The organism is Arthrobacter sp. JUb115 (assembly GCF_004365035.1).
Classification (GTDB): Bacteria; Actinomycetota; Actinomycetes; order Actinomycetales; family Micrococcaceae; genus Glutamicibacter.
In genome coordinates this window covers 115,279-128,954 of record NZ_SOBS01000005.1, presented here as the reverse complement: position 1 = coordinate 128,954, position 13,676 = coordinate 115,279, and the positions used below count along the sequence as shown (strand labels likewise).

At 59.8% G+C, this 13,676-nt stretch carries 14 protein-coding genes; 7 read left to right on the top strand and 7 right to left on the bottom strand.

All coding sequences use genetic code 11. The features are described 5' to 3' along the window. Positions 1-63: 63 nt before the first annotated feature. Positions 64-921, bottom strand: coding sequence for a fumarylacetoacetate hydrolase family protein (locus tag EDF61_RS10570; protein WP_133834050.1), 858 nt, complete (start codon positions 919-921; stop codon positions 64-66). 220 nt (positions 922-1,141) lie between these two features. Between EDF61_RS10570 and EDF61_RS10565 the strand changes: the two genes are divergently transcribed. The 4 genes from EDF61_RS10565 to EDF61_RS10550 are packed head-to-tail and all read left to right on the top strand — an operon-like array spanning position 1,142 to position 4,737. Next, positions 1,142-1,783: an ABC transporter permease gene (locus tag EDF61_RS10565; protein WP_105656261.1), complete on the top strand. Its 642-nt coding sequence runs from the start codon at positions 1,142-1,144 to the stop codon at positions 1,781-1,783. Then, positions 1,776-3,038, top strand: a complete 1,263-nt coding sequence (locus EDF61_RS10560; protein ID WP_133834049.1) for a betaine/proline/choline family ABC transporter ATP-binding protein — start codon at positions 1,776-1,778, stop codon at positions 3,036-3,038. The genes EDF61_RS10565 and EDF61_RS10560 overlap by 8 nt, the downstream gene beginning before the upstream one ends. Next, on the top strand, positions 3,035-3,763 hold the full coding sequence (locus tag EDF61_RS10555; protein WP_133834048.1) for an ABC transporter permease: 729 nt from the start codon (positions 3,035-3,037) through the stop codon (positions 3,761-3,763). The genes EDF61_RS10560 and EDF61_RS10555 overlap by 4 nt, the downstream gene beginning before the upstream one ends. After that, complete coding sequence (locus EDF61_RS10550; protein WP_208294260.1) at positions 3,760-4,737, top strand: glycine betaine ABC transporter substrate-binding protein; 978 nt, start codon at positions 3,760-3,762, stop codon at positions 4,735-4,737. The genes EDF61_RS10555 and EDF61_RS10550 overlap by 4 nt, the downstream gene beginning before the upstream one ends. 149 nt (positions 4,738-4,886) lie before the next feature. On the opposite strand, the gene EDF61_RS18805 is transcribed toward EDF61_RS10550, so the two are convergent. Next, positions 4,887-5,045, bottom strand: a complete 159-nt coding sequence (locus EDF61_RS18805) for a hypothetical protein (protein WP_166650780.1) — start codon at positions 5,043-5,045, stop codon at positions 4,887-4,889. A gap of 221 nt (positions 5,046-5,266) precedes the next feature. On the opposite strand from EDF61_RS18805, the gene EDF61_RS10545 reads away from it, so the two are divergent. Continuing rightward, positions 5,267-5,815 (top strand): YceI family protein, encoded by a 549-nt coding sequence (locus EDF61_RS10545; protein ID WP_105656264.1) that lies wholly within the window; start codon positions 5,267-5,269, stop codon positions 5,813-5,815. A 113-nt stretch (positions 5,816-5,928) separates the two neighbouring features. Here the strand turns inward: EDF61_RS10545 and EDF61_RS10540 are convergent, their stop codons facing one another. The 5 genes from EDF61_RS10540 to EDF61_RS10520 all read right to left on the bottom strand — a co-directional run bounded on the left by EDF61_RS10540 (position 5,929) and on the right by EDF61_RS10520 (position 11,071). Next, complete coding sequence (locus EDF61_RS10540; protein ID WP_133834047.1) at positions 5,929-6,372, bottom strand: DUF4190 domain-containing protein; 444 nt, start codon at positions 6,370-6,372, stop codon at positions 5,929-5,931. A gap of 127 nt (positions 6,373-6,499) precedes the next feature. Next, positions 6,500-7,672, bottom strand: a complete 1,173-nt coding sequence (locus EDF61_RS10535; protein ID WP_133834046.1) for an MFS transporter — start codon at positions 7,670-7,672, stop codon at positions 6,500-6,502. Between the two features lie 536 nt (positions 7,673-8,208). Then, complete coding sequence (locus EDF61_RS10530) at positions 8,209-8,841, bottom strand: LutC/YkgG family protein (RefSeq protein WP_133834045.1); 633 nt, start codon at positions 8,839-8,841, stop codon at positions 8,209-8,211. Continuing rightward, entirely contained in the window at positions 8,838-10,289 is a 1,452-nt protein-coding gene (locus EDF61_RS10525) for a LutB/LldF family L-lactate oxidation iron-sulfur protein (RefSeq protein ID WP_133834176.1), read from the bottom strand. Before EDF61_RS10525 ends, EDF61_RS10530 begins: the two co-directional genes overlap by 4 nt. A 17-nt stretch (positions 10,290-10,306) precedes the next feature. Next, the gene (locus tag EDF61_RS10520; protein ID WP_105656268.1) at positions 10,307-11,071 is read right to left on the bottom strand and encodes a (Fe-S)-binding protein; all 765 of its coding nucleotides are present in this window, start codon (positions 11,069-11,071) and stop codon (positions 10,307-10,309) included. Positions 11,072-11,217: 146 nt separating this feature from the next. Here EDF61_RS10520 and EDF61_RS10515 point away from each other — a divergent pair, with 146 nt between their 5' ends. Both EDF61_RS10515 and EDF61_RS10510 read left to right on the top strand, forming a co-directional pair. Next, positions 11,218-12,894 carry an L-lactate permease gene (locus EDF61_RS10515; RefSeq protein ID WP_105656269.1) on the top strand — a complete coding sequence of 559 codons (1,677 nt, stop codon included), beginning with the start codon at positions 11,218-11,220 and terminating at the stop codon, positions 12,892-12,894. A gap of 24 nt (positions 12,895-12,918) precedes the next feature. Next, the gene (locus EDF61_RS10510; protein WP_133834044.1) at positions 12,919-13,626 is read left to right on the top strand and encodes a FadR/GntR family transcriptional regulator; all 708 of its coding nucleotides are present in this window, start codon (positions 12,919-12,921) and stop codon (positions 13,624-13,626) included. Positions 13,627-13,676 lie beyond the last annotated feature (50 nt).

The following is a 13,676-nucleotide window of genomic DNA, read 5'->3' as shown; positions in this document are numbered from 1 at the left end:
GGGCTTAATGCCTCGGGGGCCCGCCCGCAACTGCGGACAGGCCCCCGGAAGCACCGAGAAAAATCAGTTCTGCGGCGCGTTGAAAACTACCGCAGAGGTACCCAGGCCTTCGATCGAGGTTTCAAGTGCATCGCCGTGCTTGAGCCACGGGTGACGCCCATTCTCGTCGCGGCGGCCCAACGCAACACCAGAGGGCGTACCCGTCAGGATGACGTCGCCTGGCTGCAATTCATTGAACGTCGAGAGGTAGGAAACCAAGGCATCAGCCGAGAAAATCAGATCATCGATCTGTTCGTCCTGCACCACGGTGCCATTGACTGTGCTGGTAATGCGGGCGGCGGGATCCAGCTCATCCGGGGTCACGAGCCACGGGCCCAGGGGAGTGGAGCGATCCCAGATCTTGCCCTGCAGCCACTCTTGGGTGCGGCCCTGGTAACCGCGCATCGACACATCGCTGGCCACGGCGTAACCGGCAATATGCGCGGCTGCAGCCTCCTGGCTGATGCGGCGACCCGGCTTGCCGATAATGATGGCCAGCTCTGCTTCGTAATCCACCCGGTGGTCTTCCACTGGAATTTCGATGGTGTCCTTGGCACCGCATAGGGTGGAAGCGAACTTCGCGAACACCGTCGGATACTTCGGCAGGTCTTCGCCGACCTCGGCCGCATGCGTCTTGTAGTTCAACCCGATGCAGTAGATTTTCTCCGGCTTGGGGATCAGCGGAGCGTAGTCGGCTTCGCCCTCGGCGATGGAATCACCCACCAAAGCGCGAGCAACTACTTCTTGCTGAGTTGCGTCATCAAGACGCAGGAAACGCTGCACTGAATCGAGGTTGTCCAAGTAGTAGGCGCGGCCATCTTCAATGACAGCAGCGGTGGTATGGCCTGGTTCGCTGGCGAGGCGGAGCGTTGCAAGTTTCATGAATCTATCTCACTACACTTTTCGCTGAAAGTGCACCATATTTCGTGATCGGCAATTGATAGCAATTGGCCTTAAATACGGCCGAGCCAGAGCTTTGATCTGGAAAACGTGGCTTGGCCATGCTCCGCTGACCCGGCTAAACTCATGGCAAGCTACGGTCCCAGAGACCAGTCTTGAAATAACGATCTGGATACGAAACTAAAGTGAAGCAGGTTTTAATGTGGGTGACTTTTTTGGCGAGCGATCTCGCCATATCCTCTTCGCCTCGTGGCAGCACTTCTCGCTAGTCGCGCAGTGCTTGATCCTGGCGACAATTATTGCTGTGCTGATTGCCGTATTGGTATACCGCAACAAGCCCCTATCCGGCTTGGCTAACGGCATTAGCGCCATCGGCCTGACTATTCCGTCCTTTGCCCTGATCGGTTTGCTTATTGTCCCCGTGGGCTTCGGGGTTACTCCGGCAGTCATCGTGGTGACGTTCTTCGCCGCCCTGCCAATTCTGCGCAACGCGATCGTTGGGCTGAACAACATCGAACCAACCATTATCGAGTCAGCGCGCGGCATCGGCATGAGCCGGCTGAAGACTCTGATATCAGTAGAAATTCCCATAGCTTGGCCGGTGATCCTGACTGGCGTACGAATTTCAGCCCAGATGGTGATGGGCGTCGCCGCAGTGGTCTCCTACGCCCTGGGTCCTGGCCTCGGCGGGTTCATCTTCCAAGGACTCTCGCGTCTGGGCGGCGCGAACTCCCTGGAATCCGTGATCACCGGCGTAGTTGGCGTCGTGATCCTGGCGCTCATCCTTGATTTGATTTTGCTCGGCATTGGCCGACTGACTACCCCGCGAGGTATCCGTGTCTGAACATAAGATCCCTGAAAATGCCGTGGCCCAGAATGTCACTGGCGCTTCGATCATGCTCGAAGAAGTAACCAAGACCTACCCGGGACAAAAGAAATCGGCCGTAGGCGGCCTGACCCTGGAGATCCCTGCCGGGTCCATCGTGATGTTCGTGGGGCCATCGGGCTGCGGCAAGACGACCACCCTGAAGATGATTAATCGCCTGATCGAGCCGACCAGCGGCAAGATCGTCATTGACGGCGAAGATGTCACCGGCATGAACGGTGATGAACTGCGCCGCCGCATTGGCTATGTAATCCAGGCCGGCGGCCTGTTCCCGCATATGACCGTGGCGACCAATATCGCCATGGTTCCAAAGATGCTGGGTTGGCCCAAGGAGAAGATCGCTGCCCGCGTCGACGAGCTGCTGGAACTCGTCTCGCTGGATCCGGAACTTTACCGGGACCGTTTCCCCAAGGAGCTCTCCGGCGGCCAGCAGCAGCGTGTGGGCGTCGCCCGTGCATTGGCAGCGGATCCACCGGTCTTGCTGATGGATGAGCCATTCGGTGCAGTTGACCCCATTACCCGCCAGCGTCTGCAGGATGAGCTGCTGAACATCCAGTCTGAAGTCCAGAAGACGATCGTGTGCGTGACCCACGACTTCGACGAAGCGGTGAAGCTCGGCGACTGGATTGCGATCTTCAACGAAGGTGCGCAGCTGGAGCAGTACGACTCCCCAGAAAGGATCCTGGCCAATCCGGCCAGCGAGTTCGTGGAGAACTTCATCGGTTCGGGTGCCGGCTTGAAGCAGCTGACCTTGACGCGGGTGAACGAAGTGGAACTGGGAGAAGCCATCACCACCACACCGGGCAAGAATGCTTCGGAGGTGCTCTCGCAGCTGCAGGGCGCCGGACGCAAATACGCGGTAGTGCTTGATTCGCGGGGACGTCCGCTGCGCCGCATGGACCGCCGGCAACTGTCGCGTGCCCAGATCATCGAGGGTACCTACGATGAATCCATGCCGGTCGTCGGTGAGCAGGCCACCTTGAACGACGCATTGGACACCATGCTGGTGGCCAGTTCCGAGTCGGCCCTGGTAACGGGACGCCGTGATGTGCTCACGGGTGTCATCACGGTGCAGACCGTCATGGAGGCGATCGCGGCCGCGAACAACACCACGGATGCTAATCACGAGGCGCCGGTTGGCCTGAACTCGGGTGCCATCAACGTCGTGAATATCGATCGTGCGGCCACCGGGCAGGATGGTGAATCGGCATGAGATCCGAAACCCGCAGCTTGATTTGGCAGATCGCCGGAATCGCAGCTGCTTTCGCCACCTTGGTGGGTTGGCTGGTAACAGCCGACCTGACCGAGACCGAACAGCAAACGCTGGATCCGGCAACGATTTGGGGCTACACCCTCGACCACCTGAAGATCACGGTCATCTCGGCGCTCATCGTTCTGCTGATCGCGATTCCGCTCGGCGTGCTGCTCACTCGCCCCGGACTGCGCAAGGCAGCCCCGGCGGTGCGCGCCATTGCCAACTTCGGCCAAGCCGCACCCGCCATTGGCGTCATCGTGCTCTTGGCCTTCTGGTTGGGGTTCGGCCCGAAAACTGCCATTGTCTCACTGGTGATCTATGCGATTCTTCCGGTGCTCTCCAACACCATTGTTGGCCTGCAGCAGGTTGATGAACGCCTGGTGGAGGCCGGGCGGGGAATCGGCATGAGCCAGATGTCCGTGCTGTTGAAGGTCGAGCTGCCGTTGGCCGTCCCGGTGATGCTATCGGGCATCCGCACAGCCCTGGTGCTGCTGGTAGGCACCGCGACGTTGGCAACCTTTATCAACGGCGGCGGGCTGGGCATCTTGATCACTACGGGAGTGAACCTGAACCTGAATGTGGTGCTGATTGCCGGCTCGTTGCTAGTGGCCTTGCTGGCTTTGACGATTGATTGGCTTGGCCGCGTCGTCGAACAGGTGGCACGACCGAGAGGACTTTCGTGAACCGCAAACTGAATTTAGCTGTCCTGTCCATGGCCGCGCTGATCGGAATGACTGGGTGCGGACTTAGCCCATCGACCGGGACGGTGCCCAACGCCGGCCCCGCCGAGATCAAGCCGCTGGTCGAAAACGCTGAAGGCACCACCGTGACCGTCACGTCCAAGTCCTTTACCGAGCAGCTGCTGCTGGGGAAGATCACCGTGATCGCGCTCAAGGCTGCCGGCTTTGACGTCACCGACCTGACCAATGTTCCTGGCTCCCAGCCGGCACGTCAGTTGCTGCTTTCCGGCGACGCGAGCGTGCTCTGGGAGTACACCGGTACCGCGTGGCTGACCTACTTGGGCCACGAATCACCTGTTGTGGGTGAAGAAGAGCAGTGGCAGTCGGTGCACGATGAGGATGTTGCCAATGGAATTATCTGGGGAAATCCGGCACCGTTGAACAACACCTACGCATTGGCGATGAACGAAGAAACGACCAAGCGGCTGGGTATCACCAAGCTTTCCGAACTGCAGACGCTGGACCCCGAAGATCTGACGTTCTGCGTCGACCCGGAATTCAATTCCCGTCGAGACGGTCTGACTCCAATGCTGGAACACTACGATATCGACCGTGGTTCAGAAGTGGCTGAGGACAATATCGGTCTGTACGACGTGGGTGCCATTTACCAGGCAACCGCTAATGGCGCGTGCAACTTCGGTGAAGTCTTCACCACTGACGGGCGCATCAAGGCGCTTAACTTGACCGTGCTGGAAGATGACCGGAAGTATTTCCCAAGCTACAACGCCGCCCCGGCTTTCAACGGAGAATTCCTTGAAAAGCACCCGGAAATCCAGCAGATCATGGACAAGATCGCTCCGTTGCTGACTGATCAGGTCTTGATGGACCTGAATTACCAGGTGGACGTGGTTGGCCGTGAACCGGCAGATGTTGCCTTCGAATGGATGGTTGGCCAAGGCTTGGTCTCCAATCCCTAACCGAGTCAACGAAAACTGCATGGATTAAGCAATGGATCCCCGTCATCGCGATGCCGGGGATCCATTTCAATGTCGCCGAGGATTCACTGGGGATTGGTTTCTCTCGGATGGATTTGCTTGCAGGATGGAAATAGGTGGAGGCCATCTACCTATTGCTGATTCCGGGTACCTAGCTCGCCGTCGACTTCATCGGCGATTTCGGTCGTGGCAGCGGTAGTGATGGATTCTTCCTGCCAAATTTCCTCTAGCTCTGCGGATAACTCGGCTTCTTCTTGGGCATGATCGGGAACTGGGTCATTTGCGTTCATGGCCTCAGTCTAGCCATGTACACGTCGGAGTAAAGAGGTGCATGAAAAATAACTTCAGTGGAAACTTTCCTAGTCAGTATCAAAATAAGGGTCTCTTGAAGAGTCAGATGAAACTTTTTTAGGGAAAGTGGTTGACGCTTCAACTTCATTAGTGTCATACTGGTATCAGCAAAACAAATTGAGGCGTCAACTACTTGATGGCCCGACGAAAGGATTTAGACATGACTGCATCTGCACTGACCACCGGAACCTGGAACCTCGACGCATCGCACTCCGAGATCGGCTTCTCGGTTCGCCACGCAGGCATCTCCAAGGTTCGCGGCAGCTTCACTGAATTCGACGCAACCCTGACCACCGGCGCAACCCTGGCAGACTCCTCGGTCGAGGCAACCGTCCAGATCGCATCGGTCAACACCAAGGACGCTAACCGCGACGGCCACCTGAAGGGCGAGGACTTCTTCAACGCCGAGCAGTTCCCAACCATGACCTTCAAGTCCACTGCGGTCAAGGGCGAGGCTGGCGAGTTCATTCTCGTTGGCGATCTGACCATCCGCGGCGTGAGCAAGGAAGTTGAATTCGAAGCAGAGCTCGGCGGCGAAGCTGTAGACGCTTTCGGTGCAACCCGCGTTGGCTTCTTCGCATCCACGACCATCTCCCGCAAGGAATTCGGCATCACCTGGAACGCAGCACTGGAAGCCGGTGGCGTTCTGGTCAGCGACAAGGTCAAGATCGAAATCGACGCTTCGTTCGTACTGCCAACCGCAGAGTAAAAGTTTCCCGAAGTCCGTCATGGGGATGACGGGATAAGGGCCGATACCGGCAAAGCCTCCGGCTCACGAAAGTGAGCTGGAGGCTTTGTCGTTAAAGTCGAGGGAAGATGTGCCTAGGACCCGCTGAACGACGGGTCCACGGAAAATGCGATAGCACCGATGACAAGGAATGCGACATACACGATCCAGAGCACGCCCAAAATGGTGCCGATCCAACCGGTCACTTTGCCGACCGTGGATACCGTATTGAATTCCCTTTCGGCTTTATTGGCCTTGAAAATAGCAATCGGGCCAAGGATCACGCCTGCAACGAAGATTGACACAATGCCAAGAATCATCGAGGTCTGTGCCAGCTGGGTGCCTTGAAATTGGGATGCTGTCGGATAGCCGAAGTTGCCCGGGGGATACTGGCCCGGTTGGCCATGTGCCTGTTGATTGTAGTAAGGCTGTTGCGGGACGCCGTTGAGATCGTAGGAACCAGGCTGCTGGTACTGACGGTTCTGACCCTGGTGCCCTGAAGAATAAGGGTTTCGTGGTTCTTCGCCTGGACTGGTCATGGCAACCTGCTTTCCACTTGTGAGGCTCGTTCGCTTAATTCAAGATTCTCACATGCAACCGGCAATAACATCTAATCTCTAGAAGAACTCTCTGCAATGCCAGAATGCCCCGTACCTGCCAGGGAAGTCAGCTGGCTGGGTGCATTCTGCGCCACAGCGCATGAGTGCCAGTCGCCAACGCCACGAGTAACAGGCTCAGTGCCAAGCCGATCCCGGAGATCTGTCCGTAGTGGCCATTCTGCGCTAGATCTGCAGATAGGTGGGTCGCCGCAGAGGCCCCGGCGAACAGGGCGAAAACGAACAGTGAAACGGTGGTGGCTCGCGCGTCAGGCGAGATTTCGGTCGCCCACCCCTGCATCGATGAGTGCATGATCGCGTTCGCGGCACCCAGGAAGAACGCGGTGAGGGTGTAGGAGGCAGGGGAGGGAGCGAACGCCGAAGGGAGGAAAGCTGCGCAAAGCAGCAGGCCTCCACCGCCAATAAGCCACGTTCGGCCAATGCGCGCCACCAATCGGCGCATCAAGCGTGCACCCAGAATGACTCCCAGGGCAAAAGCGCAACCTAGCGCTCCTGCCAAGCCAATAGCGACACCGGATTCTTGCAAGGCGGGAACGATATAGGTCAGCAATCCCATGAGCAGCCCGCCTTCGAGGAAGACGATGGCATAAAGGGCCAAATTCATGGGACGCAAAGCTGCACGGAATTTGAATCCGGAACGCGAATGCTCGGGCTCTGCCGCCTTCCGCAAGCTATACAGGGCTGCTACGCAACCCAGTGCAGGCAACAGGAACACCAGCCGCCAGTTCGCGTATGTTGCCAATGCTCCTGAAGCTAATGTCGCCAGGGTGGTTCCCAGCGAGGAATAGATCTGCAAATCTGATAAGCCGCGAGCGCGTTCCACCCCGGTGCGGGTATCGCCCAGGAGCGTCATCAGTGTGGGATACAGTGCGCCGAACATGAACCCGGTGACGGAGCGGGCAATGAGTAGCGGCAAATAGTCGGTGAACAGGATGCTGGCGACCGCACCGAGGCCAGCGCCGATGAGCGCCGCGCGCAAAACCGCAAGACGCCCGAAACGATCGCTAAGCACGCCCCAGATCGGCTGGCCTATGGCATAGAACAAGGCATAGGAAGCTACCAGTTGGACGGCTTGGGCGAAACTGAGCGAGGTACCCAGCGAAAGTGCGACCAGCATGGGAGGGGTGCCATAGCGGTCGAAGAAGGAAAGGAAGCCGACGAAGCGCAAAGCCGAATCGGGAATGGTGCGTACCGAAATCCGAAGGTCCTGTTGTTTCTCCATCCCGGCCCTTCAAGTGAGAATCTTCCGCCTGCCTATCCATGTAATCAGAATCTGCCCGCTGATGCTGTTTTGGATGACAGCTGCCACGGGCAGATGACGCATCGGCAGCTAGGCAGTTACTGGTGATTCAGTCATGAATTGAGCGAAGAATTCGCCCAACTCACCGGTCGCGTCCAGCGGCAGCGCCATGGACACGTCCAAGCCTGGACAGGATTGGCGGGCTGGGTGCGCCAGGTATCTCCGGTGATGAAAATCCGAGGCAAGGGAAGCATAACGGATTGCCGTCACGATGGAGCCAGGGAAGTCATCGCGGGCTTGAGCGTTTCCATGCCACCGGTGCGCTTCCGCGAAATGTTCGAAGCTGGACTGCCGGATTCGCTTTTTTGCCGCGCGCGATCGAATAGAGGCGGACCTGAAGGGTTTCATTGCCGGCGGCTAGGGCAAGAAGCCGACAGCACGCTTAAATGCACTCGCGGCCGGTTCCCCTGGAGGTTTAGGAGGGGGGGAACCGACCGCGAAAGCTTAATGCGCCAGCCTTACAGGCCGCGAACCATCAGGACGTCCAAGGTACGCGGGCCGTGCACGCCTTCAACGCGCTCCAGCTCGATATCACTGGTGGCCGACGGGCCGGAGATCCAGGTCTGCGGGCGGGTGATGGCCAGTCGCGGCATGGCTTCTGGCAGCAGGCGCACGATCGAGGAGAACGGCACGATGCACACATGGTGGTCGGGTACCAGCGAAATCGCGCGGCGGCCCTGGTTTGGCTCGCCATCGAGGATGATGGTGCCGGACTCGGCGACCGAAACGGCCGACGAGGTGACCACGGCGCTGGTTTCATCCAGTTCGGCGATGCTCAGCCGGGCGCCCGGGGCATCGATGCGCTGCTCGACCTTCTCGCCCAGCCCTGAGAGCCAGCCGGTGTCCAAGCCATGCGGGTAGACAACGCTGGAGGCTCCCGCCAGCTTGGCCGCTACGTATTCCGGGATCTGCGCGGCGTCAATGACGTCCACCCCGGCCTTGTAATCCACCAAGCGGTCCACCAGCAGCTCGATGAGCTCAGCTTCACCCATATCCGAGGTCTTGCGGTATTCGCGGGGTACCTCTTGCGCGACGGGAGCGTCGGCTAGTGCCGAGCGGATCCGTCCCAGGATTTCGTCTTTTGCGCTCACTTGGACTCCTTCTCGTCGCTCCACCAGTCGCGGAAGGACTTGTTTGGCGGGGCGGGAATGTCGCGGCTGGCGGTCCACCCTGCGGCGATGCCCGGAAGCTTCTTGATCTTCTTTTCCTTGCCGGAGATCAGCCGGCCCAGCGGCAAGGCCTTTTCGAGCAGGCCGAGGTTCTTGCCCTTGCCCAACGCCCAGGAGCCGCCCTTCATCAGCAGATCCATCTGGGTCGGGAGCTTGTGCTTGTCGCGGTTGGCATCCACGTCCTCGCCGCGCAGGTGCACGAGGATTTCCGGGATGTTGATCTTCACCGGGCAAGCGTCGTAGCAGGCGCCGCACAGCGAGGAAGCATATGGCAGGGAACCGTTTTCCTCGACCTCGATGCCGGTCAGCAGCGGGGAGAGGATTGCGCCGATCGGGCCCGGGTAGGTCGAACCGTAGGCGTGGCCGCCGGTGCGCTCGTACACTGGGCACACGTTCATGCAGGCCGAGCAACGGATGCAGTTCAGCGCGGTGCGGCCGAAGCGGTCGGCCAGGGCGCGGGTGCGGCCGTTATCCAGCAGCACGATGTGCACGTTCTGCGGGCCATCGTCTTCGCTCACGCCGGTCCACAGCGAGGTGTAGGGATTCATGCGCTCGCCGGTGGAAGACCGCGGCAGCAGCTGCATGAAGACCTCGATGTCCTCCCAGTGGGGGAGAACCTTCTCGATGCCCATGACCGTGATCAGGGTTTCGGGCAGGGTCAGGCACATGCGGCCGTTGCCCTCGGATTCCACTACGCCCAGGGTGCCGGTATCAGCCAGCGCGAAGTTCGCGCCGGAGATGGCGACCTTGGCGGAAAGGAACTTCTTGCGCAGGTGCTTGCGGGCAGCTTCGGCCAGCTTGGCTGGCTCATCGGTCAGGTTCGGATCCACTACCGGCATTTCCTTGAGGAAGATGTCGCGCACCTCGGTGCGGTTCTTGTGGATCGCCGGAACCAGGATGTGGCTTGGCTTGTCGTTGCCCAGCTGGACGATCAGCTCGGCGAGGTCGGTCTCGAAGGCTTCGATGCCCTCGGTCTCCAGGTGCTCGTTCAGGCCGATTTCCTGGGTGGCCATGGACTTGACCTTGACGACCTCTTTCGAGCCGGTCGCCTTGACCAGCTCGGTAACGATCTTGTTGGCTTCGTCCGCGTCACGGGCCCAGTGGACAATGCCGCCCCGGGCGGTGAAGTTCTTCTCGAACTCTTCCAAACGCTCTTCGAGGTTGGCCATCGTCAGGTTCTTGATGGCGCTGCCGGCGTCGCGCAGCTCTTCCCAGTCCGGAAGCTCGCCGACGACGTTCAGCCGCTTGTCGCGAATGGTGTGGGTGGCGTGGCGCAGGTTCTTGCGCATCTGGGTGTTGCCCAGTTCGCGGTGCGCGGCCTTGGGGAATGGCTCGGTCTCGAACAGGTTGCCCTGCCCGCCGGCAGGCATGCCGAGGAATACCTGAGTCACAGTGACACCGTCTCTTCCATGGTGCTGGCCAGGATATCTGCCAGGTGCAGGGTCTTTGGCTTGGCTCCGGTGCGCGAAAGTCCGCCGCCGATGTGCATCAGGCAGGAGGCGTCGCCGCCCGCGCAGGCCGAGGCGCCGGTGGAGCAGATGTTCTTCATCTTGTCTTCGAGCATTGCCGTGGAGACATCGGAGTTCTTGATCGAGAAGGTACCGCCGAAGCCGCAGCACTGGTCAGCTTCCGGAAGCTCGTTGACGGTAATCCCGCCCACGGTCTTGAGCAGATCAAGTTGCCGATCGCCGAGTTTCAGCGAACGCATGCCGTGGCAGGAAGGGTGGTAGGTGATGGTCTGCGGGAAGTAGCTGCCCAGCTGCTCGGCGGCGTTGGTGATCCCCAGGACATCCACCAGCAGTTGGCTCAGTTCATAGGTGCGCTTGCCCACGGCAACTGCGCGTTCCTTGAGCTCCGGCTTGCCCAGGCGCTCTGCCAGGAAAGGGTGCTGGTGCTTGACCGAAGCAACGCAGGAGCCCGAGGGGGCCACCGCGACGTCATAGTCTTCGGTGTCGAAGGCATTGATGTGGTTTTCGACCACGGGCAGGGCTTCAGGCATATAACCGGAATTCATGTGCATTTGCCCACAGCAGGCTTGCGCCTTGGGGAAAATGACTTCATGGCCCAAGCGTTCCAGGATTTTCACTGTCGACTTGGCGGTTTCCGGATACATAGCATCCACAATGCACGTGGCAAAGAGAGCAATTCGCATAATAAATGACTCTTTCAGGGTGTGGTCAGACCATACTATGCCACGTACTTCGTAATAGTCAAGACTTGTTGTGATAGCTCTCACCTTGTACTCTAGGTGGTCGGACCACATATGGTCAGACCATCTCGAGTAAGGACGCCCACACCGTGTTTACACCCTCCACGGATCCGATCGCGGGGAGCATAGCTGTTTCAGCGCTCATCGCACTGATCCCGCTTGTAGCCTTCTTCGTACTTCTGGCGGTAGTCAAGGTCAAGGCCCACTGGGCCGGCCTCGGCTCGCTCGCTGTTGCCATCCTCGTGGCGATCTTCGGCTGGAACATGCCGGTTGGATTGGCATTGAACTCCGGACTGATGGGCATGGTCTTCGGTGCCTTCCCTATTGTCTGGATCGTTGTCATGGCGATCTTCCTCTACCAAGTCACCGTCAAGTCGGGCCGCTTCGAAGACCTGCGCCGCGTCTTCGACGTCATCGGCGGCGGCGACGTGCGCATCCAGGCCGTGCTGATTGCTTTCTGCTTCGGCGGCCTGCTTGAAGCGCTGGCCGGCTTCGGCGCACCGGTGGCGATTACCGCCACCATGCTGCTGGCATTGGGCCTGTCGCCGCTGCGCGCAGCCTGCGCCGTGCTGATTGCCAACACCGCCCCGGTGGCCTTCGGCGCCGTGGCGATCCCGATTACCACCGCCGGTGCCCTGACCGGCATCCCGGCTGCCGACATCGGCGCCATCGTTGGACACCAGTCCCCGCTGCTGGCGCTGTTCGTCCCATCGATCCTGGTCCTGATCCTCGACGGCTGGCGCGGCATGCGCCAGACCCTGCCGGCAACGCTGACCATCGGCATTTCCTTCGGTGTCGCCCAGTGGCTGTGCTCGACCTACTTCTCCTATGAGCTGACCGATATCGTTGCTGCGCTGGTTGGCCTGGCCGCCGCAGTGATCCTGCTGCGCTTCTGGACTCCAAAGGGTGCCGACGAGGCACGCCAGCGCGTGCTGACTGCTGAAGCCGCCGCAATTCCATACGAAGCCAATGCCAAGCTGCACCCGGTCAACACCTGGATGGCTTTGTTCCCGTACCTGCTGGTTATCGTCATCTTCGGCGTGGCCAAGCTGTGGAAGCTGGGCGTGGACATTCCTGCATGGCTGGCAACCACGGACATCAAATTCGGCTGGCCAGGACTGGACGGCAAGATCCTGAATGCTGATGGCGAAGCGGTATCTTCGACCATCTACAACTTCCAGTGGCTATCCTCCCCGGGCACCTTGCTGCTGATCACCGGCCTGATCGTGGCCCTGGTCTACGCGAAGAACGACGGCAACGGCAAGTACAAGATGACCTTCGCCGAGGGTGCTGCCGAAATCGGCAAGACCGTCTACAACATGCGCTACGCCGCGCTGACCATCCTGTCGGTCCTCGGCCTGGCTTACGTGATGAACCTTTCGGGCCAGACCATCACCATTGGCACCTGGCTGGCAGGCACCGGCGCATTCTTCGCCTTCCTGTCGCCAATCCTGGGCTGGATCGGCACCGCGGTGACCGGCTCGGACACCTCGGCCAACGCGCTGTTCGCCAAGCTGCAGCAGACCGCTGGCATCAATGCCGGCATCGATCCGAACCTGCTGGTTGCCGCCAACACCTCCGGCGGCGTGGTCGGCAAGCTGATCTCCCCGCAGAACCTGGCCATCGCCGCTACCTCGGTGAAGATGGAAGGCCAGGAGTCGGTGATCCTCAAGAAGGTTGCCGGTTGGTCCGTAGGCATGCTGCTGGTGCTGTGCTGCTTGGTTTACCTGCAGTCCACCCCGGTTCTGTCCTGGATGCTGCCTTAGCTTCGAACGGCTAAAATAGATCCGATGCCAGTAAACCCAGCTCCGCGTGCGTACCAGATTGTTCTCCAAGCAATTGAACAGGATCTGCGCAAGGAGAAGCTCTCCGTTGGAGACCAGCTTCCCGGCGAGCGTGCGCTCGCGGAGCAGCATGGGATCTCGCGGGCTTCGGTCCGAGATGCCATCCGCATCCTTGATGTGATGGGCATTATCAAGACTTCCACCGGCTCCGGGCCCAACTCCGGAGCGGTGATCATCTCCAACCCCTCGGCAGGCATTTCGCAGGCATTGCGCCTGCACTTGGCGGCCAAGGGGATCAACGTCCGCGAGATCGTCGAATCCCGCATCCTGCTGGAAACCTGGGCAGCGCAAATGACGCCGCGCGATCCGATCCATGCCCAGCAGGTCATTGACCGCACCGCGGTGCTGATCATGCGCATGGACGACGCGCAGCTCTCGCGCGAGGCATTCCACCGCATCGATGCCGAGTTCCATGTGCTTTTGGCATCCATGGCCGGCAATGCAGTGGTGGAATCGATGATGGAATCCCTGCGAAACTCGATCAGCGACTACGTCTCCGACTCGGTGCCCAGCGACGAGGCCTGGCAGCCGGTGGTGCGCGTGCTGCGCCGCCAGCACAAGGCCATCCACCACGCCTTTGCGACGAACCAGCGCGAGCGGGCAGCCCAGCTGCTCGAAGAGCACATCAACTGGTTCTATTCGCAGACGCGGTAGACAAAACCAAAGCCGGGGCACTTTACCGGTGCACCGTTGGAGCCCGCTTA